20 protein-coding genes are annotated in these 20,954 nt (G+C 72.2%); 8 read left to right on the forward strand and 12 right to left on the reverse strand.

The window, feature by feature from the left end; translation table 11 throughout:
• Positions 1 to 80 precede the first annotated feature (80 nt).
• Complete coding sequence (locus B100_RS0115050; protein WP_024885271.1) at positions 81 to 1,139, forward strand: membrane protein; 1,059 nt, start codon at positions 81 to 83, stop codon at positions 1,137 to 1,139.
• A gap of 80 nt (positions 1,140 to 1,219) precedes the next feature.
• On the opposite strand, the gene B100_RS0115055 is transcribed toward B100_RS0115050, so the two are convergent.
• The 3 genes from B100_RS0115055 to B100_RS0115065 all read right to left on the reverse strand — a co-directional run bounded on the left by B100_RS0115055 (position 1,220) and on the right by B100_RS0115065 (position 5,157).
• Positions 1,220 to 2,302, reverse strand: a complete 1,083-nt coding sequence (locus B100_RS0115055) for a S1 family peptidase (protein WP_106967003.1) — start codon at positions 2,300 to 2,302, stop codon at positions 1,220 to 1,222.
• Between the two features lie 472 nt (positions 2,303 to 2,774).
• Positions 2,775 to 3,680, reverse strand: a complete 906-nt coding sequence (locus B100_RS0115060; RefSeq protein WP_024885273.1) for a S1 family peptidase — start codon at positions 3,678 to 3,680, stop codon at positions 2,775 to 2,777.
• Positions 3,681 to 3,999: 319 nt separating this feature from the next.
• Positions 4,000 to 5,157, reverse strand: a complete 1,158-nt coding sequence (locus tag B100_RS0115065) for a DUF5685 family protein (protein WP_024885274.1) — start codon at positions 5,155 to 5,157, stop codon at positions 4,000 to 4,002.
• 291 nt (positions 5,158 to 5,448) lie between these two features.
• Here B100_RS0115065 and B100_RS0115070 point away from each other — a divergent pair, with 291 nt between their 5' ends.
• Positions 5,449 to 5,886: a cell division protein SepF gene (locus B100_RS0115070; RefSeq protein WP_024885275.1), complete on the forward strand. Its 438-nt coding sequence runs from the start codon at positions 5,449 to 5,451 to the stop codon at positions 5,884 to 5,886.
• A gap of 40 nt (positions 5,887 to 5,926) precedes the next feature.
• On the opposite strand, the gene B100_RS0115075 is transcribed toward B100_RS0115070, so the two are convergent.
• Both B100_RS0115075 and B100_RS0115080 read right to left on the reverse strand, forming a co-directional pair.
• Positions 5,927 to 7,117, reverse strand: a complete 1,191-nt coding sequence (locus B100_RS0115075) for an acyl-CoA dehydrogenase family protein (protein ID WP_024885276.1) — start codon at positions 7,115 to 7,117, stop codon at positions 5,927 to 5,929.
• Between the two features lie 125 nt (positions 7,118 to 7,242).
• On the reverse strand, positions 7,243 to 8,940 hold the full coding sequence (locus B100_RS0115080; RefSeq protein ID WP_024885277.1) for an MFS transporter: 1,698 nt from the start codon (positions 8,938 to 8,940) through the stop codon (positions 7,243 to 7,245).
• A gap of 343 nt (positions 8,941 to 9,283) precedes the next feature.
• Here B100_RS0115080 and B100_RS0115085 point away from each other — a divergent pair, with 343 nt between their 5' ends.
• Both B100_RS0115085 and B100_RS0115090 read left to right on the forward strand, forming a co-directional pair.
• The gene (locus B100_RS0115085) at positions 9,284 to 10,618 is read left to right on the forward strand and encodes a glycosyltransferase family 39 protein (protein WP_024885278.1); all 1,335 of its coding nucleotides are present in this window, start codon (positions 9,284 to 9,286) and stop codon (positions 10,616 to 10,618) included.
• Positions 10,619 to 10,847: 229 nt separating this feature from the next.
• A complete protein-coding gene (locus B100_RS0115090) occupies positions 10,848 to 11,852 on the forward strand; it encodes a phosphatase PAP2 family protein (protein WP_024885279.1) in 1,005 nt (334 codons plus the stop codon).
• Positions 11,853 to 11,912: 60 nt separating this feature from the next.
• On the opposite strand, the gene B100_RS0115095 is transcribed toward B100_RS0115090, so the two are convergent.
• A complete protein-coding gene (locus B100_RS0115095; RefSeq protein WP_024885280.1) occupies positions 11,913 to 12,128 on the reverse strand; it encodes an I78 family peptidase inhibitor in 216 nt (71 codons plus the stop codon).
• A 770-nt stretch (positions 12,129 to 12,898) separates the two neighbouring features.
• On the opposite strand from B100_RS0115095, the gene B100_RS0115100 reads away from it, so the two are divergent.
• On the forward strand, positions 12,899 to 13,768 hold the full coding sequence (locus B100_RS0115100; RefSeq protein WP_024885281.1) for a hypothetical protein: 870 nt from the start codon (positions 12,899 to 12,901) through the stop codon (positions 13,766 to 13,768).
• Positions 13,769 to 13,991: 223 nt separating this feature from the next.
• Entirely contained in the window at positions 13,992 to 14,363 is a 372-nt protein-coding gene (locus tag B100_RS0115105; protein ID WP_024885282.1) for a hypothetical protein, read from the forward strand.
• 70 nt (positions 14,364 to 14,433) lie between these two features.
• On the opposite strand, the gene der is transcribed toward B100_RS0115105, so the two are convergent.
• From der to aroH, 5 genes are all read right to left on the reverse strand, one after another.
• On the reverse strand, positions 14,434 to 15,924 hold the full coding sequence (der, locus tag B100_RS0115110; protein WP_024885283.1) for a ribosome biogenesis GTPase Der: 1,491 nt from the start codon (positions 15,922 to 15,924) through the stop codon (positions 14,434 to 14,436).
• A gap of 73 nt (positions 15,925 to 15,997) precedes the next feature.
• Positions 15,998 to 16,645, reverse strand: a complete 648-nt coding sequence (locus B100_RS0115115; RefSeq protein WP_024885284.1) for a lysophospholipid acyltransferase family protein — start codon at positions 16,643 to 16,645, stop codon at positions 15,998 to 16,000.
• Positions 16,642 to 17,328, reverse strand: a complete 687-nt coding sequence (gene cmk / locus B100_RS0115120) for a (d)CMP kinase (RefSeq protein WP_024885285.1) — start codon at positions 17,326 to 17,328, stop codon at positions 16,642 to 16,644. The genes B100_RS0115115 and cmk overlap by 4 nt, the downstream gene beginning before the upstream one ends.
• Before the next feature lie 126 nt (positions 17,329 to 17,454).
• A complete protein-coding gene (locus B100_RS0115125; RefSeq protein WP_024885286.1) occupies positions 17,455 to 18,540 on the reverse strand; it encodes a prephenate dehydrogenase in 1,086 nt (361 codons plus the stop codon).
• Positions 18,537 to 18,899: a chorismate mutase gene (aroH, locus tag B100_RS0115130; RefSeq protein ID WP_024885287.1), complete on the reverse strand. Its 363-nt coding sequence runs from the start codon at positions 18,897 to 18,899 to the stop codon at positions 18,537 to 18,539. The genes B100_RS0115125 and aroH overlap by 4 nt, the downstream gene beginning before the upstream one ends.
• 191 nt (positions 18,900 to 19,090) lie before the next feature.
• Between aroH and B100_RS0115135 the strand changes: the two genes are divergently transcribed.
• Both B100_RS0115135 and B100_RS0115140 read left to right on the forward strand, forming a co-directional pair.
• Entirely contained in the window at positions 19,091 to 19,507 is a 417-nt protein-coding gene (locus B100_RS0115135) for a Rieske (2Fe-2S) protein (protein WP_024885288.1), read from the forward strand.
• 22 nt (positions 19,508 to 19,529) lie between these two features.
• Entirely contained in the window at positions 19,530 to 20,273 is a 744-nt protein-coding gene (locus B100_RS0115140) for a DNA polymerase beta superfamily protein (RefSeq protein ID WP_024885289.1), read from the forward strand.
• Here the strand turns inward: B100_RS0115140 and B100_RS0115145 are convergent.
• Positions 20,199 to 20,951, reverse strand: coding sequence for a DNA polymerase beta superfamily protein (locus B100_RS0115145; protein WP_024885290.1), 753 nt, complete (start codon positions 20,949 to 20,951; stop codon positions 20,199 to 20,201). The genes B100_RS0115140 and B100_RS0115145 overlap by 75 nt on opposite strands.
• Between the last annotated feature and the right edge of the window lie 3 nt (positions 20,952 to 20,954).

Genomic DNA, 20,954 nt, shown 5'->3' on the forward strand with positions numbered 1-20,954 from the left:
CCAATTTTCGAATGAGTGTGCGACATCCGTCCGGCCCCGTCCCACCTGCGCAAACACCCGCTTCCCAGGACCGTGGGGACATGACACAGAGCACCGGCCCCGGGACCCGCCCACGCTCGTTCCTCGGCGAGGTGCGCGACGCCGTCACCCCCCGGGCCACCCTGCTCATGCTCGGCGTGATCGCGCTCATGCTGCTGTTCGTCACCTCGTACGTGGGCGCCCTGCACCACCCGAAGCTGCGGGAGACGCCCTTCGGGGTCGTGGCGCCGGCGTCCGTGGCCGAGCAGACGGTCACCCGACTGAAGGAGCTGCCCGGCTCACCGCTGGACCCGCGGACGGTGGCCGACGCGGGCACCGCCCGCGAGCGGATCGAGGACCGGGACATCGACGGCGCGCTGCTCGTCGACCCGGAGGGGACCACCGACACCCTGCTGGTCGCCACCGGCGGCGGCACCTCACTGGCCACCGCCCTGGAACGGCTCTTCGCCGAGGTGGAGCAGGACGAGCGGCGCACCCTGCGGGTCGAGGACGTCGCCCCGGCGTCCGCCCAGGACGCCAACGGGCTCTCGTCCTTCTACGTGGTGGTGGGCTGGTGCGTGGGCGGCTACCTGTGCGCGTCGATCCTGGCGATCAGCGCGGGCGCCCGGGCGTCCACCCTGCGCCGGGCGACGATCCGGCTCGGCACCATGGCGCTGGTCGCGGTCGTCGGCGGACTCGGCGGCGCCCTCATCGTCGGGCCCGCCCTGGACGCGCTGCCGGACGGTTTCGCGGGGCTGTGGGGGCTGGGCGCGCTGATCATCTTCGCGGTGGGCGCCGCCACGCTCGCGTTCCAGGCCGTCTTCGGGGTCCTCGGGATCGGCGTGGCGATCCTGATCGTGGTGATCCTGGGCAACCCCAGCTCGGGCGGCGCGCTGCCGCCACCGCTGCTGCCGCCGTTCTGGGCGGCCATCGGACCGGCGCTGCCCCCGGGCGCCGGCACCTGGGCCGCCCGCTCGATCGTGTACTTCCGGGGCAACGACGTGACCGTCTCGCTGCTGGTGCTGTCCGCCTGGGCGGTGGCGGGAACCGCCGTCACCCTGCTGATGTCGGCCATGCGGAGACGGCCGGCACCGGAACCAGGACGTCCGGCCGCACACTGAGGCAGACGGCGTCCGCCGCGCACGCCGACGTCCCGCCCCTCCGCGGTGGAGGGACGGGACGTCGTACTGCCGGAGCGGGCTCAGCCGATCTGCGTACCGGTGGCCGACAGCGCCTCCGTCACGGGCTGGAAGAAGGTCTCGCCGCCCGAGGAGCAGTCGCCGCTGCCTCCGGAGGTGAGGCCGACCGCGCTGTTGCCCGAGAAGAGCGAGCCGCCGCTGTCGCCGGGCTCGGCGCAGACGTCGGTCTGGATCAGACCGTTGACGATGTCGCCGTTGCCGTAGTTCACGGTGGCGTCCAGGCCGGTGATCGTGCCGGAGTGCACCTGGGTGGTGGAGCCGCTGCGGGTCACCTGCATGCCGACGGTGGCCTCGGCGGCGCCGCCGATGGACTGCGAGGAGCCGTTGTAGAGGTTCACCTCGCTCGGGTGGGCCACGTCGGCCGTGTACTTGACCAGGCCGTAGTCGTCGCCCGGGAAGCTGGACGCGGCGTTCTCACCGATCACGTTGCCCGAGGAGTCCGACCACGTCGAGATTCCCTCGGTGCAGTGGCCCGCGGTGAGGAAGTGCGGCTCGCCGCCCTTGGTCACGTTGAAGCCGAGCGAGCAGCGCCCGCCGTTGCCGGTGATGGCGTCGCCGCCCGCGATGAAGGGCTTGTACTCGCCCTTGGTGCGCTTGAGTTCGGCCTTGGCGCCGAGCCCTTCGACGACCTGGGTGAGCTTGGCCCACTCGGCCTTGGAGACCGTGCGGTCCGCCGTGACGACGACCCTGTTGGAGACCGGGTCGGTCACCCAGGAGGTGCCCGGGATCGTGGCGTCCTGCTGGAGGGTGGTGCGCGCGCTCTTGAGATCGGCGAGGGAGTTCGCCACGACTCTCGCCTGCGCCCCGGCCGACGTGACGGCCTCGGCCGCGGTCTCGTCGAGCACGTTCACCACGAGGCTCTTGGTCTTCGCGTCGTAGTACGTTCCCGCCGCGTCGGTGCCCAGGTCCTGGAGCAGCGTCGAGGCGAGATTTCCGGCCGCCTGGACCGAGAGGGTGCGGGGCGCGGCGCCGGCCGGGACCTCGCTGGCGTTCGCAGTCTGGAAGGTGACCGCGCCCGCGGCCAGTGCGGCGATGCCCGCACCCGCCATGACGGCACGGCGCCTGGGTATGCGTCGGTGCTTCAACTTACGTCCTCCTGTGGGGGGACGGCCCGGGGTGGTTGTGGGGACCCCACCGGACCGGAAGGCGTACGGCCACGGGGGTGACGCACAACAAAAGCCACGCCCGTGCCGGTTGAACGGCGCCTACTCTTCCGAACCTCACAGGGAGCACACAAGGTCGACTTCAGGACGCGCGTACGACAAGAGGCGTGCGCCCTCTATGTCCTGACAGTTCATGGACACGGGCGGCGGTTCGCACTGCAAACGACACACCGGCGTAACTCCCGGTACGGTACACCCGTTCGTGGTGTGGCCGAAAATCACCCCCCTCGCGGTCGGGATCCGGCCGGGGCGTGGCGAGCGGGCGTTGCGTCCGCACCGGTTGCGACGCCGGCCCCGGACAGGGACGAGCCCCCGCACGCGGATCGCGTGCGGGGGCTCGTCGGGCTGCCGGCTCCTGACGGAGCCTCGGGGACCGGCGTCGCCGGTGGGCGTCCTAGTAGACGCTGACCCCGTAGGCGCTCAGGGCCTCGGTCACCGGCTGGAAGAAGGTCGTACCGCCGGAGGAGCAGTTGCCGCTGCCGCCAGAGGTCAGACCGTACGCGGTGCCGTTGCTGCCGTAGAGCGCGCCGCCGGAGTCGCCGGGCTCGGCGCAGACCGTGGTCTGGATGAGACCGGAGACGATGTCGCCGCCGCCGTAGTTGACGGTCGCGTTGAGCGCGGTGACCCGGCCGCTGTGCGTACCGGTGGTGGAGCCGTCACGGATGACCGTGGTGCCCACGCTCGGGGTGGCCGCGCGGGTGATGTCCACGCCGTTCGCGGTGCCGGGCCGGCTGACGGAGCCGGTGTACCGGACGATGCCGTAGTCGTTGCCCGGGAAGCTGGATCCGGCCGTCGTACCGATGGCCGTGGTGCGCGCGGAGTTGGAGTACCAGGTGCCCGCACCGTCGGTGCAGTGACCGGCGGTCAGGAAGTACTCGACCCCGCTGCTGCTGCGGACGTTGAAGCCGAGGGAGCAGCGCCAGCTGCTCGCGTAGATGGCGTCGCCGCCCTGGATGAGCTTGGTGAACTGACCCGGGGTGCGCTTGACGGTGATCGCCTCGGCGTTGTCCCCGGCCTGCTGCTTGATCTTGTTGATCTCGGCCTGGGAGACGGTGCTGTCGACGGTCACGACGACCCGGTTGGTCTTGCTGTCGACGGCCCAGGCGGTGCCCGGGATGTCGGCCTTCAGCACCGAGCTGCTCGCGCTCTTGAGCGCGGAGGAGCTGAAGGTGGTGGGGGTGTCGGCCGCGTTCGCGCTGGGGATCGCGATTGCGGCGGCGGCCACGAGGCCGGTGGAGACGGCGATCAGCCGAGTCCGTCTCGTGATGCCGCTGCGAGGGGTGGTGCGCTTGATCCTCACTTTTCGTTCCTCCACAAAGGAAGTAGGGGGCCCTCGTGGGGTTTGTGGGCCCGTGAGGCGCAGTCAGGAGACCCGACGCGTTCGGATTCCGAACCCGACGTGCCCCTGACAAGCGCTGCGGCGAGTATTCGGCCGCCCGACCGTTCGGCGCAAGGGTGCCTTTTGGCCTGTGCTTTAGGGACGAGTAGTCGAGTTGCTCCCCGCCCGACATCGCGTTACCGGTCGTCACACCCCGGTGTCGACCGGTCGAACAAGGAACAGGATGGCTGGATTCCGCTCAGTGCCGCACGGCACCCGCCCGGCGACACCCGCCTCCCGCTCAGCAGTCGCACCCGCAGTCGCACCCGCCGCACCCGCCGTCCTCCCCACAGCAGCTGCAGCAGTCACAGCACTCGCAGCAGTCACAGTCGCAGTTGTTGGCACAGCCTTCCTTGCGCTCCCGCGTCCACGGATCCTCGTAGGTCCCGCAGCACATCTGGCACGTACAGGCGAGTCCCAGCCACACGGCGCACCCCGCCAGCAGCCCGCGCCGGTCGCGGCGCGGCGGCTCGGGGGGCGTCGGGGCGCCCGGAGCACCAGGAGCACCAGGAGGGGCGTAAGGGTGCGAACCGTGGGCACAGGAGGGCGTACCGAAGGCACGTCGGACGGAGTCGGGGAGTTCATGCACGAGAAGCCGGTGGGCGAGACCCCCGTCCGTGAACTCGACCTCGCGCAGGGCGAGACGGATGCCGTGCACCGCGTCGTCGGCGAGCCGCCGGGCCTCCTCCAGCGGGGTGCCGGTGGCGGTGAGCGGGTTCCAGGCGCCGGAGGCGGCGTCGGCCTCCCGGTCCTCCACGGCGTCCAGCAGATGTGCGAGGCGCCCGAAGAGCCGCCCCGCCTCCGCGAGCGGCGCCGCGTTGCCGGACCGTCCGGCCAGCACCGCGGTGTGCGCGAAGGCCGCCGCGGTCGCGGTCTCGGTCGGCTCGGTGACGGTGAGGATCGGGGTGCCGAATCCGGCCAGGGTCTCGATGCCGGTCTGCCGGTCCACCGCGTCGACGAGGACCGCGGTGTCGAAGCCGAGGTCGGAGCCGGTCCGGGCGCCGGCCCGGTCCCAGCTCGCCGCGAGCCGGCGGGCGGCGACCGCCACCGGACGGCGGGCCAGCAGCCCGTCCCCGTCGGCGACATGGTCGCGCACCTTGGCGGAAGCCAGGACGAGGGAGACGGCCGCGGCCAGCCGCGCGCCCTCACCGTGGGCGACGGACGCGGTGCGCATGCCGCGCAGCGGACAGGGGCCCGCGGTGCGCCGTTTCGCGCCACCGGCGTCCGACTGAGCCTCCGTCAGGACGGAGACCAGCAGTCCGTCGTAGTTGGTGACGATCCGCGCGAGCTGTCCGTGGTCCCCGCGCAGTGCCAGACACAGACCGCAGAGATGGGCCGTCCACTGGGCGGTGAGCTTCTCGCCCAGCCGGTGACGGCAGGGCCTGACGATTCCGAACACGACGTTCCCCCGTGCATGCGTGCGACGTTCAGCGGCGGCATCGTATCGGTCACGGCGTTCACCCGTATGCGCCCTTCATCACCCGTACGCCGCGTAGAATCATATTTCACTCACAGTCAGCAGCCGTTTACGTCAGGGCCCTTGGGAAACCAGGACTCTCGACGGATTCGCTGTGCACCAGTACCGTCACAAACCCCCCGCGCGGCGTCTATCCACTTGGCGCACCCTCCGCATCATGGACGACCATAGGGATGCGGAAAGCACGAAAGACCGCTGTGAGAGGAGGCGTCCATGGGATCGGTACGCAAGGCGAGTGCCTGGCTTGGCCTCGTCGACGACAACGAAGACGAGCGTTACTACGACGACGACTACTCCGACGGGACCGAGCCCGGGGAGGCATGGGTCACCGATCCGCGGGTCAAGGTGGCCGCGGACGCCGCCGAGGAGCGGGGCCGCCGGATCGGCACGATCACCCCGGACAGCTTCCGGGACGCCCGCGCCATCGGTGAGCTGTTCCGCGAGGGCGTGCCGGTCATCATGAACCTCACGGCCATGGACGCCACCGACGCCAAGCGCGTCGTCGACTTCGCGGCGGGCCTGATCTTCGGTCTGCGCGGCTCGATCGAGCGGGTCTCCAACCGGGTCTTCCTGCTCAGCCCGGCCGACACCGAGGTGGTCAGCGGCGAACCGGCCGCGCACCGCACCGACGGTTTCTTCAACCAGAGCTGAGGCGGGGCCGCTCGCCGGCCCCGCCCCCGCAGGCGTGGTCCTACCGGAACGCGTCGATTCCGGTGAGCGCCTTGCCCAGCACGAGCTGGTGCATCTCGACGGTGCCCTCGTAGGTGAGCACCGACTCCAGGTTCGTCGCGTGCCGCATCACCGGGTATTCGAGCGAGATCCCGTTGGCCCCGAGGATCGTCCGGGCCGTGCGGCAGATGTCGATGGCCTCACGCACATTGTTGAGCTTGCCGAAGCTGATCTGCTCGGGACGCAGGCGGCCGGCGTCCATCCGCCGCCCCAGATGGTGGGCGAGCAGGATCCCCTTGTGCAGTTCCACCGCCATGTCGGCGAGCTTGGCCTGGGTGAGCTGGAAACCGCCGATGGGCCGCCCGAACTGCTCCCGTGACTTGGCGTAGTCGACCGCCGCCTCGAAGGAGCTCCGCGCGGCGCCCATCGAGCCCCACACGATCCCGTACCGGGCGTGCGACAGACAGCTCAGCGGCCCCTTCAGCCCGGTCACCTCCGGCAGCACCGCGTCGGCGGGCAGCCGTACGTCGTCCATGACGAGTTCGCTGGTGACGGAGGCGCGCAGGGACCACTTGTGCTTGATCTCCGGGGCCGAGAAGCCCGGGGCGTCGGTCGGCACGGCGAAGCCGCGGATGCCGTCGTCGGTCTGCGCCCACACCACGGCGACCCCGGCGACGGACCCGTTGGTGATCCACATCTTGCGGCCGTTGAGCACCCAGTCGGTGCCGTCCTTCTTGGCGTAGGTGCGCATCGAGCCCGGGTCGGAGCCGTGGTCGGGTTCGGTGAGCCCGAAGCAGCCGATGACCTCGCCGGCCGCCATCCGGGGCAGCCACTGCTGCTTCTGCTCCTCGCTGCCGAAGCGGTGGATGGCGTACATGGCGAGCGATCCCTGCACGGAGACCAGGGAGCGGATCCCGGAGTCGGCCGCCTCCAGCTCCAGACAGGCCAGCCCGTACTGCACGGCGCTCGCGCCCGCGCACCCGTAGCCGTCGAGGGACATGCCGAGCGCGCCGATCCCGCCGAGCTCCCGGGCCAGGTCCCGGATGCCGGGCAGTTCGCCCTTCTCGTACCAGTCGGCGACGTACGGCAGCACGCGGTCCGCCGCCCAGCCGCGCACCGTGTCCCGGATCGCCAGGTCCTCCGGCTCCAGCAGGTCGTCGAGGCCGAGGGGGTCGGCAGGATCGAACGCGGGCGGCTTCGCGGACGCGGACATGGGGGCACCCTCCGAGGGCTGGTCGGCCGGGACGTCGACGTGCACGACTAGCACTGCTAGTCAGGCTCGGGGCGACGTTACGTCGCCGTCCCTCCGGCGTCCACCCCGGGCGGTTCGGGCGTGGCTCACACCTTCAGGCCGGGCCCGCGGGATTCCGCGGCCTTCCGGGGTGCGGGCATCGGCGCGGGGCCGCCACCCGGGCCGGCCTGCGCGGTGGTCTCCGGGGCGGCCCCGGGACCGGTCGTGGGGGTGGTCCCGGAAACGGCTCCGGGGGTCGTCCCGGGTGTGGTCTCGCACTGCATCACCCGCGGCAGCCGCAGTGCCATCGCCGCCCCGGCCAGCAGCAGACCCGCACTGACCAGCAGCGTCACATGCAGCCCGTGCACGAAGGAGTGGCGCGCCGCGAGCCGCAGCGCCTCCCCCGCGGGGCCGCCGAGCCGTGCCGCCACCTCGTACGCCTCGCCCAGCGAGTGCGCCGCCGCGTCGGACGCCGGGGCGGGCACCCCGGGGACCTGGGCGAGGCCGGGCGCGTACGCCCCGTTCATCACGCTGCCGAGCAGCGCGATGCCGATGCCGGCGCCGAGCTGGTAGGAGGTCTCGCCGATCGCCGCCGCCCCGCCGGCCTGCTCCTGCGGCGCCTCGCTGAGCATCGACTCGTAGGCGCCGAACAGGGTGGTCTCCAGGCCGAAGCCGAGCAGGACGAAGCCGCCGAGCAGCAGCGGGGCGTTGTCCTGGCCGCCCATCGCGGTCAGCATCACCACCGCACCGGCCGTGAGGCAGAAGCCGAAGGAGACCATGCGGCGCGGGCCGAACCGGCGCAGCGCCCGCGCCCCGGCCAGTCCCGCCGCCATCGCTGCGACGGTGAGCGGCAGCAGCCGCAGCCCGGTCTCCAGCGGGGACAGTCCCAGCACGAGCTGGAGGTACTGCGCCGCGATCAGCTCCAGACCGACCAGGGCGAGCATCGCCAGGACGATGCAGCACACCGAGGTGCTGAACGCGGGCCGGGCGAACATCCGCAGGTCGATCAGGGGGTGCGCACGTCGGCGCTGCCGGCGTACGAACACCACCAGCAGGGCCACTCCGGCGACCAGCGGCAGGAAGGTGCCCGGGCCGGTCTCACCGCCGCCGAGCTGCTTCACGCCGAGGACCACCGCGAAGAGGCCGACGGCGGCCGTGAGCGCGCCGACCACGTCCCAGGGGCCGTTGCCGTCGCCCTTCGACTCGGGCAGCAGGATCCGCCCGACGGGGAGGCTGACCAGCATCAGCGGGATGTTGACCAGGAAGACCGAGCCCCACCAGAAGTGCTCCAGCAGAAAGCCGCCGAGCAGCGGACCGACCGCGGCGCCCACGGCGGCGACGGCGCTCCAGATGCCGATGGCGAGCGCCCGCTCGCGTCGGTCGGGGAAGACCTGGCGCAGGATCGACAGCGTGGCCGGCATGATCATCGCGCCGCCGACACCGAGCAGCGCCCGCGCGGCGATCAGCAGCTCGGCGTTGCCCGCGAAGGCCGCCAGGGCCGAGGCCACGCCGAACAGGGTGTAGCCGAGGAGGAGGACGCGTCTGCGGCCGACCCGGTCGCCCAGGGTGCCGAACAGGATCAGCAGCGAGGCGCAGACCAGCGGATAGGCGTCGACGATCCAGAGCAGTTCCACGGCGCCGGGCTTGAGGTCCTCCGTGACGGCGGGGACCGCCACGTGCAGCACGGTGGCGTCGACGGCGACCAGCAGCAGGCTGACGCAGAGGACGACGAGCACCACCCAGCGGTTGGCACCGGCCCCGGCCGCCCTACGGCGCAGCGCGGCGGCCGTGGTCGTCCCGGACATGTACGTACCTCCCAGATGTTCCCTCGCGGTACGGCGGGCTCACGGGGTGGGGGACTCCCCCGTGACGCGGCCGGAGAGGAGCGGTCGTCCCCGGCCCGCGCAGCGAACGGCGAGTGACACGTCAGAGTACGCGAGGGAACGCTGAGGTCGAGTGGTGAGCCTCTCAACCTCGTGGCGGATCGGTGTGGCGTACACCACTCCTCTCGTCCGGTCCGCACACCGCTCGTCCGGTCCGCACACCGCTCGTCCGGTCCGCACACCGCTCGTCCGGTCCGCACACCGCTCGTCCGGTCCGCACGCCGCCGTGGGCGGTCCGGTTGCGGGCCGGGTCGATAATCGGCGCGTGAACGATCTCGAGACGCGCGCCGCCGTGGCCCGCCGCGGAGCACTGCGCCGGGCCGCCCCGGCTCTCCTCGGGTACGCCGCCGTGCGCGCCCTGGGCCTGGTCGTCCTGGCCGTGTGGAGCGAGGCGCGCGGCAAGAGCGCGTACACCTTGCTGACCGCCCGCTGGGACTCCCTCTGGTACACCCGGGTCGCCGAACTGGGGTACGGCTACGAGGTGCGGCTCCCAGGCGGCGACGTGCACTCCAACCTGGCGTTCTTCCCGCTGCTGCCGTGGCTGGAGCGGCTGGCGGCGGCGGTGTCCCCGCTGTCGTACGCCGACGGCGGCTTCGTGGTGAGCCTGCTCGCCTCACTGGCCGCGGCGTGGGGGATCTTCGCGGTGGCCGACCACGTGTACGGGCGGCGGGCCGGGGTGTGCGCGGTGTTGCTGTGGGCGGTGCTGCCGGTCGGGATCGTGCAGTCGATGGCGTACAGCGAGTCCCTGTTCACGGCGCTCGCGGCCTGGGCGCTGTACGCGGTGCTGACCGGGCGCTGGGTGACGGCGGGTGTGCTGGCGGGGCTGGCGGGGCTGACCCGGCCGGTGGGACTCGCGGTGGTCGCGGCGGTGTGGGCGGCGGGCGTCGTCGCGTTCGTACGGGAGCGCGGCGGGCCGGAGTCGGACGGCGTCTTCGTACGGGAGCGCGGCGGGCCGGCGTCGGACGGCACCTCCTTCGTGGGGGGTGGCAGTGCGCTGCCGGGGGACGGCGCGCGCGAGGGCGGTCGCGCCGGTACGCCGACGGCCGGCCCGCGCACGGGCGCTTCCGGCGGCGCGCCGGACGGGCCGGGCGCCCCCGGTGTCCGCCTGCGCCGGGGGACCGGGATGCTGCTCGCGCCCCTCGGAGCCGCCGGTTACGTCCTGTGGGTCGGCCACCGGACCGGGAACGGCCCCCTGGGCTATCTCGACGTGCAGGCGGGCTGGCGCAACGGCTTCGACGGCGGCTACGCCTTCGCCCACTTCGTCGCCGCCCGGTTCACGTCCTTCCCGTCGGCGCTCGCCGGTGTGGCACTGCTGGCCGGCGTGGGCCTGGTGGTGTGGCTCTACGTGCTCTGCGTGCGGCAGCGGCAGCCGCTCCCGCTGCTGGTGTACGCCGGTGTGGTCACCGCGCTGGCCCTGTGCGCGTCGAGCTACTTCGGCTCCAAACCGCGGCTGCTGATGCCCGCCTTCCCCCTGCTGCTGCCGCTCGCCCTGCTCCTGGCGCGGGCGCGCACGCCCCGCCTGGTGCGGGTCGTGGGGGCGGTCGCGGCGGCCTCGGCGGTGTACGGCGCCTTCTGGCTGAACGGGTCCGGGCCGCCCTGACCCGCCGTGCGGCCGGGCGGTGAGCACCACGGAAATTCCGCACGAGCCCCCGGTGAACCAATTCATAAGCCCGATAATCCGGGCGCACGACATGAGCAAAACAATTACGTGCGGGGGTTCGGATTCGCCTGAAATAAAGGCGCGGCTGAGAGGAATGCCACATCACATCGTCATCACAAAGCCGCTGATTCGTCAGGGTTCCGCACTCACTCGCTGTAACGTCGATTGGGTGCGTACCGAACGGAGTCACACCCGTCTGGACCGGGTGTTCGCGAGGCTGGACCGTGAGCCGGAGCGACCGGCTCACGTCGGCATGCCGCGAATGAGCCGGCACCGGATGGTGCTCCTCGGCGCCACCCTGGCCTTCTACGGGGCGATCGTGTGGGCCGTGGTGGTCACCTCCTGGCTGGTCCGCCTGGACTGGCAGGTGATGTTCTTCCGCCCCTACCAGCAGTGGCCGGAGCTGCACGCCTTCGTCGACTACTACGTGGTGCTCGGCCAGCGCGGCCCCACCGCCGTGATGGTCGCCGCCTGGCTGGGCTGGCGCTCCTGGCGGCAGCACACGCTGCGCCCGCTGCTCGCCCTCGGCGTCTCCCTGCTGCTGCTCAACATCACCGTGGGTGCCGCCAAGTACGGCATGGGAAGACTCGGACCGCACTACGCGACCGAGATCGGCTCGAACGAGATGTGGCTCGGCGGCGATATATTTCCCAGCGGTCACACTGCGAACGCCGTGGTGACCTGGGGCATTCTGGCCTATCTGGCCTCGACTCCGCGGGCCCGCCGCTGGCTGTCCGCGCTGTCCGCGGTGACCTCCCTCGGCGTCGGCATGTCCACCGTCTACATCGGGACCCACTGGCTGAGCGACGTGGTACTGGGCTGGGCGGCGGGCCTGCTGATCCTGCTGGCGCTGCCGTGGTTCGAGCCGGTGATCACCTGGGCCGAGGCCCGCATCCTCGCCGTGCGCGACCGTCTGCGTGACCGCCGCCGCACCCCGGCCAAGGTGCCCGCCCCCGCGGGCCGGCCCGTCGTGCTCAGGCCGCTCGCCGAGCGCGCCGGGACGACGGCGCACGAGACGGTCCCGGCCGGCCGCGCGGCCCGGTCGCCCGTCTACCTGGCGCCCGGTCCGCACACCAGTCGCGCCGAGCGCTCCCCGGTGACGCCCGCGGGCAGCCGGCGCCCACAGCACACGGAGCGGCACCCGCGCGGTACGACACCGGCACCGCGCCCCTGACGGTCCGACGAGCACGGCGAAGGCCTCGGTCCCCTCACGGACCGGGGCCTTCGCCGTCTCTCAGCCCTTCCAGGCCCGCGCCACCCGGCCGTCCTTCACCTCGAAGTTCAGCCGGCCCACGCGGTACTCCATGGTGATCACAGTTCCCGGCGCCAGTGCCCGCACCGCGGACCAGCCGCGCTCGCGCGCGAGATGTTCGGCCCGGTCGGCGGTGAGGCCGACATAGGCGTCCGGACTGTCCTGAGGTTCCGCGGGGGGTGTCGGAATGGGTGCCATGCGGCCACGCTATGCCCTGCTCCGCGAGCACGGAAGTCCGCACCGGAAGCCGAGGGGCCGGAGGGCGCGCGGTCACACTTGTGTCACAGGATCACGACAGCGGCGTACGGACGGCCGTCACTCGAATGAGCGGTTCCCTGCCACTCCCGGAACCATTCGGGTGTAATTCCCGCGCGCCGTGCCATCACCCCGGCAAACTCCGTAAGGAAAGCGACGCGACGGTATTGCGTGCACCTCGGGATGAATTCGCCGTCGCACCCGGCCGGCTCGCACAACCGATGCGCACAAGACATGCGCAATTCCGTCACATGGCCTGCCCGGGTCGAGGGCGCGGACATCCACGGGCCCCTCCGGCAGGCCGGTGAGGTCCGTACACCCGGGCGAGGGGGTCCGTCCCGAGGGCCCGGGCTCCCCCCGGGCGGGACGCACCCGAGCGGCGCTCGGTGCACACGACGGCGACACCCGGGAGCAGCGGCGATTTTCAGCCACCCCCTTCATTCGCTGATTTCCGGATTTGTCGACCAGGAGCCCGCTTCCGCCGAGAGCCACTCCACCCCTTCAACGCCCGCGCACGTAAGGGGGGTTGACGGTAAGTGCCGCATTCCGCACCGACCGTGAACCCGTGCGCTGGATGGTTCGATTCCGTTCGCCGTAGGGCGTTACTCCCGCCACAGATCGCCCGTTGTCTTCTTCATGAGCCGGGGACCCACCCGGACCACGGGCCGGGAGCCACCCGGCCTCGCCACGCACCGCATCCCGAGGAGCCACCCGTGCCGCGCATGCTCGACGTCAGCGACGAGGTACGCGCCGAGATCGGCGACGAAGAAGCAGCCCGTCTGCTCGCCGGAGAGTCCGCCCCGGGCAGTTACGACTGCACCTCCTGCCGCACTCAGGGCGACTCGGCGCAGGAGCGCACCAGCACCGTCCTGTTCATCGGGGACGAGACCGCCGTGCTCGCCTTCGCCCACGCCACCTGCCTGCCCTCGCAGGTCGTCCAGGTCACCGAGGAGCAGCTCCAGGGCGCTGTGCGGGCCATCGGCGGCACGGGGGCGGAGCCGCAGCAGCAGTACCAGTCGCCACAGCCTCAGCAGCCGCCGCTGCAGCAGCAGCAGTACGAGGCTGTGCAGCAGCCGCCGCAGCAGCAGCCGGCCGCGAACCTCGTGCCCGAGCAGGCCGTTCTCGGGGTGACCAGCGGACTGGTGCTGCTCCAGGGCGAGTTGCACCCGGCCCTGGTGGTCGAGCCGACCGCTCCGGTCGCCCGGCCCGGGTCGCTCGGCTCCGGCGACGACTTCCTGCCGCTGCTGATCGAGCAGGGGTTCATGCCGCTGACCGAGCTGGCGGGCGTACCGCCGGTGCTGCACGGCTGGTCGGTGCTGCTCGCCGCGGGACAGCTGCACGCCGTGCTCCAGCCGAGCCCCAACGGCGGGCGTCCGGTGGCCTGGTGGCAGGCCCACCAGCCGCTCCAGGTCACCGACGGGTGGCGGGCGGCCGCGAACAAGCACCAGCAGGTGCTGATGTTCGCCGCTCCGGTCGGCTCCATCGGGCGTCAGCCGCGGGAGGATCTACTGCGGGACGCGCTGGACAAGGCCGCGGCCAACGGGAAGCTGGTGGCGTCCGCGCTGCCGCTCGCCGGGATCTGATCCCGGCGAGCGTGGGCCCGGCGCGGGGGCGTGTTTCTTCGGCCGGCGGCCGGTGGAGGCTGGGCGCGCAGTTCCCCGCGCCCCTGAGGGGTGGCTGGGGTGCGGTCTCGGGTGGCCCGACGGTGAGGGCTGGGCGCGCGGTTCCCCGCGCCCCTCAGGGGCGCAGCCTGCGAAAACTTGTGGGGGGCCGCATCCCTTGTGGCACGGGGTCGTTTGGACATACGTGCACGCATATGACGCTCCCCGCCGCCAGTCCCTCGCCTCGGTTCCCGCCCCCGTGCGCCCGGCGCGGGACTCCCGGAGCGGCCACTCGGCCACGCCGATCTACGACGCTCTCTACACCGAGTACGTCAAGTCCTTCCGTACGCTGCCGGGCGACCGCAGCGGCGAGGAGGACTGGGGGTTCACCGCCTTCGGGAACATCCCGAGTACGGGCGGGTACCGGGATCACAGTCCCGGGTCCTTCACCGCGTCCCTCGCCCGGCACGCCGCCGAGCCCCCGCAGTGGCAGCGCGTGGGCGCGGTCGGCCGGGGCGGCTCCGAGATGCACCACGTGCCGGCCGGACTGCCCCCGGCCCCCCGCAGCGGCGTCTGAGGAGCACAGCAGACGGACGAAGGGGCGGTCCCGTTATCGGGACCGCCCCTTCGCCGTGCCCGGCCGAGGGCTACTTCTTCTTGCCGCGCTTCTCGCGCACCCGCACCGAGATGTGGATCGGGGTGCCCTCGAAGCCGAACTCCTCGCGCAGCCGGCGTTCGATGAAGCGCCGGTACCCCGCCTCGATGAAGCCGGAGGCGAACAGCACGAACCGCGGCGGCTTGGTGCCCGCCTGGGTTCCGAACAGGATGCGCGGCTGCTTGCCGCCTCGCACCGGGTGCGGGTGGGCGGCGACCAGCTCGCCCAGGAAGGCGTTGAGGCGGCCCGTCGGGACCCGGGTCTCCCAGCCCGCCAGGGCCGTCTCGATCGCCGGGACGAGCTTCTCCATGTGGCGGCCGGTGAGGGCCGAGACGTTCACCCGGGGCGCCCAGGCGACCTGGCCGAGCTCGGTCTCGATCTCCCGCTCCAGGTAGTAGCGGCGCTCCTCGTCGAGGGTGTCCCACTTGTTGTACGCCAGGACGAGCGCGCGGCCCGCCTCGACGGCCATGGTGACGATGCGCTGGTCCTGCACCGAGATGGACTCGGAGCCGTCGATCAGGACGACCGCCACCTCGGCCTTCTCGACGGCGGCGGCGGTGCGCAGCGAGGCGTAGTAGTCGGCGCCCTGCTGGAGGTGGACCCGCTTGCGGATGCCCGCCGTGTCGACGAACTTCCAGGTCTTGCCGCCGAGTTCGATGATCTCGTCGACCGGGTCACGGGTGGTGCCGGCGAGTTCGTTGACGACGACCCGCTCCTCGCCCGCGACCTTGTTCAGCAGCGAGGACTTGCCGACGTTGGGCCGGCCGATCAGGGCGATCCGGCGCGGACCGCCGAGGGCGGCGCCGAACCTCTGCGCCGGGGCCTCCGGCAGCGCCTCCAGGACCTTGTCCAGCATGTCGCCGGTGCCGCGGCCGTGCAGGGCGGAGACGGGGTGCGGCTCGCCGAGGCCCAGCGACCACAGGTAGGACGCGTCCGCCTCGCCGCTCGGGCCGTCCACCTTGTTGGCGCACAGCACGACCGGCTTGCCCGCCTTGCGCAGCAGGCGGACCACGGCCTCGTCGGTGTCGGTGGCGCCGACCTTGGCGTCCACCACGAAGACGACCGCGTCGGCCGCCTCGATGGCGTACTCGGCCTGGGCGGCGACGGAGGCGTCGATGCCGAGGACGTCCTGCTCCCAGCCGCCGGTGTCGACGACCTTGAAGCGGCGGCCCGCCCACTCGGCCTCGTAGGTGACGCGGTCGCGGGTGACGCCCGGCTTGTCCTCGACGACCGCCTCGCGGCGGCCGATGATGCGGTTCACCAGGGTCGACTTGCCGACGTTGGGGCGGCCGACGACGGCGAGCACCGGCAGCGGGCCGTGGCCCGCCTCCTCGATGGCGCCCTCGACGTCCTCGAGGTCGAAGCCCTCCTCCGCGGCGAGCTCCATGAACTCCGCGAACTCGGCATCGCCCAGCGCCCCGTGATCGTGCTCGTGCGCAGCGTCGTGCGCGTCCGAGCCGCCGGGCTCGATGTGGTCGTTCATGAAGTCGGTACCTCGTTCATCGTGGTGATCGGTGGAACCCCGTGGTGACGGAGATCCACTACTCAAGTGTCGCTCAGCGGCCGGTGAGACGCCTGGCGTTTTCCAGGTGGGCCGTGAGCTGCTTCTGGATGCGTGCGGTGGCCTCGTCCAGTGCCTTGCGCGTGCGCCTCCCGCTGCTGTCGCCCGCCTCGAACGGGTCGCCGAAGACGACGTCGACGCGGGAGCGCAGCGGGGGCAGCGCCTTTATCAACCGGCCGGGCCGGTCGGAACTTCCCAGGACGGCGACCGGCACGATCGGCGCCCCGCTGCGCACCGCGAAGTACGCGAGGCCGGCGCGTATCGAGGCGAAGTCGCCCTCGCCGCGGGTGCCCTCGGGGAAGATGCCGAGGACGCCGCCCTGCTCCAGCACGCCCAGCGCCCGGGCGATGGCCGTGCGGTCGGTGGAGTGCCGGTCGACCTTCAGCTGGCCGATGCCGGTCAGGAACGGGTCGAGCGGGCCGACGAACGCCTCCTTCTTGATCAGGAAGTGCGTCGGCCGGGGCGCCACGCCCATGACCATGGGGCCGTCGATGTTGTGCGAGTGGTTCACGGCGAAGATCACCGGGCCGGACGCGGGGACCCGCCAGGAGCCCAGCACACGCGGCTTCCACAGCCCGAACATCAGGCCGACGCCGATGCGCCGCCCGACCTCGGCGCCCCGCATCGAGGGAACGTCGGTCACTTTCCGGCCCGCTTCTCCTCGACGAGGGTGACGACACACTCGATGACCTGCTGCAGGGTCAGGTCGGTGGTGTCCACCTCGACGGCGTCGTCGGCCTTGGCGAGCGGGGAGGTCTTGCGGCTGGAGTCGGCCGCGTCCCGCTTGATCAGGGCCTCACGGGTGGTGTGCAGGTCGGCGCCCTTGAGCTCGCCGCTGCGGCGGGCGGCGCGGGCCTCCGCCGAGGCGGTCAGGAAGATCTTCAGGTCGGCGTCGGGCAGCACCGTGGTGCCGATGTCGCGGCCCTCGACGACGATGCCGGTGACGGCGGAGGCGGCGATGGCACGCTGCAGCTCGGTGATCCGGGCGCGCACCTCGGGCACCGCGCTGACCGCGCTGACCTTGGAGGTGACGTCCTGCTCGCGGATCGGGCCGGCCACGTCCACCCCGTCGACCGTGATCGTCGGGCCCGTGGGGTCGGTGCCGGAGAGGATCTCGGGCTTGCCGGCCGTGGCGGCGATCGCGGACGGGTCCGCTATGTCGATGCCGTTGGTCACCATCCACCAGGTGATCGCCCGGTACTGGGCGCCGGTGTCCAGGTAGCTCAGCCCGAGCTGCGCCGCCACGGCCTTCGACGTGCTCGACTTGCCCGTGCCGGAGGGACCGTCGATGGCGACGATCACGGGCTTGGCGGCGCCGTTTTCCACGGAGGAACACCTTCCTGGTGCGCTGGGGTGGGGTGTGCGGGGCGTGGACACGCCCCGCACCAGATTACTGGCTCCCGGGAACCCCTCCGACATGCGGACGTCCTCCCCTGCCCGGGGAGGCGGTGGTCACTGCCGGATCGCCCAGCCCCGCTCCCGCAGGGCGGCGCTGAGGACCGGGGCCGCCTTGGGCTCCACCATGAGCTGGATGAGACCGGCCTGCTGTCCGGTGGCGTGCTCGATGCGGACGTCCTCGATGTTGACGCCGGCGCGCTCGGCGTCGGCGAAGATGCGGGCGAGCTGGCCCGGCTGGTCGTCGATGAGCACGGCGACGATCTCGTAGACGCGCGGCGCGGAGCCGTGCTTGCCGGGGACGCGGACCTGGCCGGCGTTGCCGCGGCGCAGCATGTGCTCGATGCCCGTGGTGCCCTCGTGGCGCTTGTCCTCGTCGGAGGACTCCAGGGCGCGCAGGGCGCGGACGGTCTCCTCCAGGTCGGCGGCGACGTCGGTGAGCAGGTCGGCGACCGGGCCGGGGTTGGCGGAGAGGATGTCGATCCACATCCGCGGGTCGGAGGCGGCGATCCGGGTCACGTCCCGGATGCCCTGGCCGCACAGTCGTACGGCGGCCTCGTCGGCGTGCTCCAGGCGGGCGGCGACCATGCTGGACACCAGGTGCGGCATGTGGGAGACGAGGGCCACGGCGCGGTCGTGGGCGTCGGCGTCCATGACGACCGGCACGGCACGGCAGTGGGAGACCAGCTCCAGGGCGAGGTTGAGGACCTCCGTGTCGGTGTCACGGGTGGGGGTGAGCACCCAGGGGCGGCCCTCGAAGAGGTCGCCGGTGGCGGCCAGCGGGCCGGACTTCTCCCGGCCGGACATGGGGTGGGTGCCGAGGTACGGGGTCAGGTCGAGTCCGCGTGCCTGGAGCTCGCGGCGCGGACCGCCCTTGACGCTGGCGACGTCGATGTAACCGCGCGCCAGACCGCGCCGCATGACGTCCGCGAGCACGTCGGCGACGTGCGCGGGCGGGGCGGCGACGATCGCGAGGTCCACGGGGCCGTCGGGCGCCTCGTCGGTGCCGGCGCCGAGGGCGGCGGCGGTGCGGGCCTGCTCGGGGTCGTGGTCGGCGAGGTGGACGGCGACGCCCCGCTGGGACAGGGCGAGGGCGGCGGACGTGCCGATCAGTCCGGTGCCGATGACGAGGGCGGTTCTCACTGGGCGATGTCCTTGCGCAGGGCGGCCGCGGCACCGAGGTACACGTGGGCGATGTCGGCGCGGGGCCGGTCGGACTCGATGTGCGCGAGGAGGCGGACGACGCGGGGCATGGCGCCCTCGATGTCGAGTTCCTGGGCGCAGATCAGAGGGACGTCGGCGATGCCCAGCTTGCGGGCGGCGGCGGCCGGGAAGTCGCAGTGCAGGTCGGGCGTGGCCGTGAACCAGATGCTGATCAGGTCGTCCGTGTGCAGCTCGTTGCGCTCCAGCACGGCGGTGAGCAGGGCGCCGACCTGCTCCTCCATGTGTCCGGCCTCGTCCCGCTCCAACTGGACGGCCCCCCGGACCGCGCGTACCGCCACGACGATGCTCCTTGCTGACGTGCGTAAAGGCTGTTCGGTCGTCCAGCGTAGTCAGGAGCGGGCCGGACCGGTGCGGGGCGCCCGCCCGCTGAGACGGGCGATATGCGCGGTGGGTGACGTTGTGCCGTTTTTGCTTCTCCTGCGCCGTATTCGGTGTCAGGATGCGGCGAGGCGATCTGGGGAGTGACGACATGACGACACGGGCGACGCGGCGCACCGTTCTGCTCGCATCGGGCGCGGCGGCGCTGACCGTGGGCTGTGGGACGGAGGACGGCGGGGCCGGTACACCCTCGGACACCGCGGAAGGTGAGGGGACGCCCGGGCAGGAGCTGCTGCCGGTGGCGGACGTGCCGGTGGGCGGGGGCAGGGTCCTCGGGGCGGAGGAGATCGTGGTCACCCAGCCCGAGGAGGGTGAGTTCAAGGCGTTCTCGGCGATCTGCACCCATCAGCGGTGCCTGGTCTCCGACGTCTCGGACGGCACGATCAACTGCCCGTGTCACGGCAGCCGCTTCCGTATCGCCGACGGCTCGGTGGAGCGGGGCCCGGCGACCCGGCCGCTGCCCGAGGAGCGGATCACGGTGGACGGAAATACGGTCCGCCGGGCGTGATCCTCCGCGTACGCTCCCCCGCATGCGCCCCGAGAGCCTGGTGACGAACCACACGATCTACGCCTGCGTCATGGGCTCGCGTGCCTTCGGTCTGGCCACGGAGGCCAGTGACACCGACCTCCGGGGCGTGTTCCTGGCGCCCACTCCCCTGTTCTGGGGCTTCGAGAAGCCGCCCACGCATGTCGAGGGACCGGCCGAGGAGCAGTTCAGCTGGGAGCTGGAGCGCTTCTGCGAGCTGGCGCTGCGTGGCAACCCCAACATCCTGGAGTGCCTGCACTCCCCGCTGGTGGAGTACGCCGACGCCACCGGCCGTGAGCTGCTGTCGCTGCGTGACGCGTTCCTCTCCCGCAGGGTCCACGAGACGTTCGTCCGGTACGCCCACGGCCAGCGTCGCAAGCTGGACGCCGACGTCCGCACCCACGGCGCCCCGCGCTGGAAGCACGCCATGCACCTGCTCCGCCTGCTGATGACCGCCCGCGACCTGCTCCGCACGGGTGTCCTCACGGTCGACGTGGGCGACCGCCGCGAGGAACTGCTCGAGGTGAAGCGCGGCGAGGTGCCGTGGCCCGAGGTGGAGGCCCGGATGAACCGCCTGACGCGGGAGGCCGAGGACGCCGCCGCACGCGGTCCCCTGCCCGAGGAGCCGGACCGCCGGCGGGTGGAGGACTTCCTCGTCCGCACCCGCCGCGCGTCAGCCCTCCAGCCGTACCCGGACGAGCAGGTCGTGCAGGGCGTCGTGTCCCCTGGGCGCGTCGGGCAGACCTGACGCGGCCTGTGCCGCGTCCAGCACCCCGTGCAGCCGCTCCACGTCCTGCCGCACCCGGTCCCGGTCGACGTCGGCGCCCCCGTGCTCCCGCTCCGACTTGGCGTCGATCAGCTCCGGCAGGTACGCCGGTGCTTCCGGCACCTCCCCGGTCAGCGTGGGCAGATGCGCCCGCACCTCCCCGGCCCGCATCAGGTGGATGCCGGTGAGCAGCACCCGGAAGGTGTACAGCAGCGGTTTCAGCTCGCCGGTCCTCTCGAACAGCCGCCACTGGGTGCCCGCGAACCCCCGGTAGTGGTGGGCGTGGTGGCTGGTGAGCACCCCGGGCGCCAGTGCGACCAGCTCCCGGTGCGCCTCGGTGGTGTGCACGACCAGCGGGGAGAGCAGCTGTTCCAGGACGTAGCCGTTGCGCCGCAGCATCAGGCGGACGAACTTGCGCAGGTCGTGGGTGACGAGGTCCATCTCGACGCCGTCCCGCACCCACATCCTGGACCGGGTCTCGTCCGGTTCGCGCAGTCCGACGAGGGCGGCGGCCGGCAGCAGGTGGGCGCCCCGCAGGTCCACGTCCGAGTCGCGGGACGGGAAGCCGTAGAGGTGCGCGCCGGAGACCGTGGCGAACACCACCGGGTCGGGCTGCTGGGCGATCACCGGGCGCAGGTCGAGGTCGAGGGTGTCGGTCATCGC

This window comes from Streptomyces sp. CNH189 (genome assembly GCF_000527195.1).

Bases quoted from the DNA above. Each gene is read 5' to 3' on its own strand.
- der (WP_024885283.1), bottom strand. From the start codon at position 15,924: ATGAACGACCACATCGAGCCCGGCGGCTCGGACGCGCACGACGCTGCG.
- B100_RS0115050 (WP_024885271.1), top strand. From the start codon at position 81: ATGACACAGAGCACCGGCCCCGGGACCCGCCCACGCTCGTTCCTCGGC.
- B100_RS0115080 (WP_024885277.1), bottom strand. From the start codon at position 8,940: ATGTCCGGGACGACCACGGCCGCCGCGCTGCGCCGTAGGGCGGCCGGG.
- B100_RS0115070 (WP_024885275.1), top strand. From the start codon at position 5,449: ATGGGATCGGTACGCAAGGCGAGTGCCTGGCTTGGCCTCGTCGACGAC.
- B100_RS0115135 (WP_024885288.1), top strand. From the start codon at position 19,091: ATGACGACACGGGCGACGCGGCGCACCGTTCTGCTCGCATCGGGCGCG.
- B100_RS0115075 (WP_024885276.1), bottom strand. From the start codon at position 7,117: ATGTCCGCGTCCGCGAAGCCGCCCGCGTTCGATCCTGCCGACCCCCTC.
- B100_RS0115095 (WP_024885280.1), bottom strand. From the start codon at position 12,128: ATGGCACCCATTCCGACACCCCCCGCGGAACCTCAGGACAGTCCGGAC.
- B100_RS0115145 (WP_024885290.1), bottom strand. From the start codon at position 20,951: ATGACCGACACCCTCGACCTCGACCTGCGCCCGGTGATCGCCCAGCAG.
- B100_RS0115140 (WP_024885289.1), top strand. From the start codon at position 19,530: ATGCGCCCCGAGAGCCTGGTGACGAACCACACGATCTACGCCTGCGTC.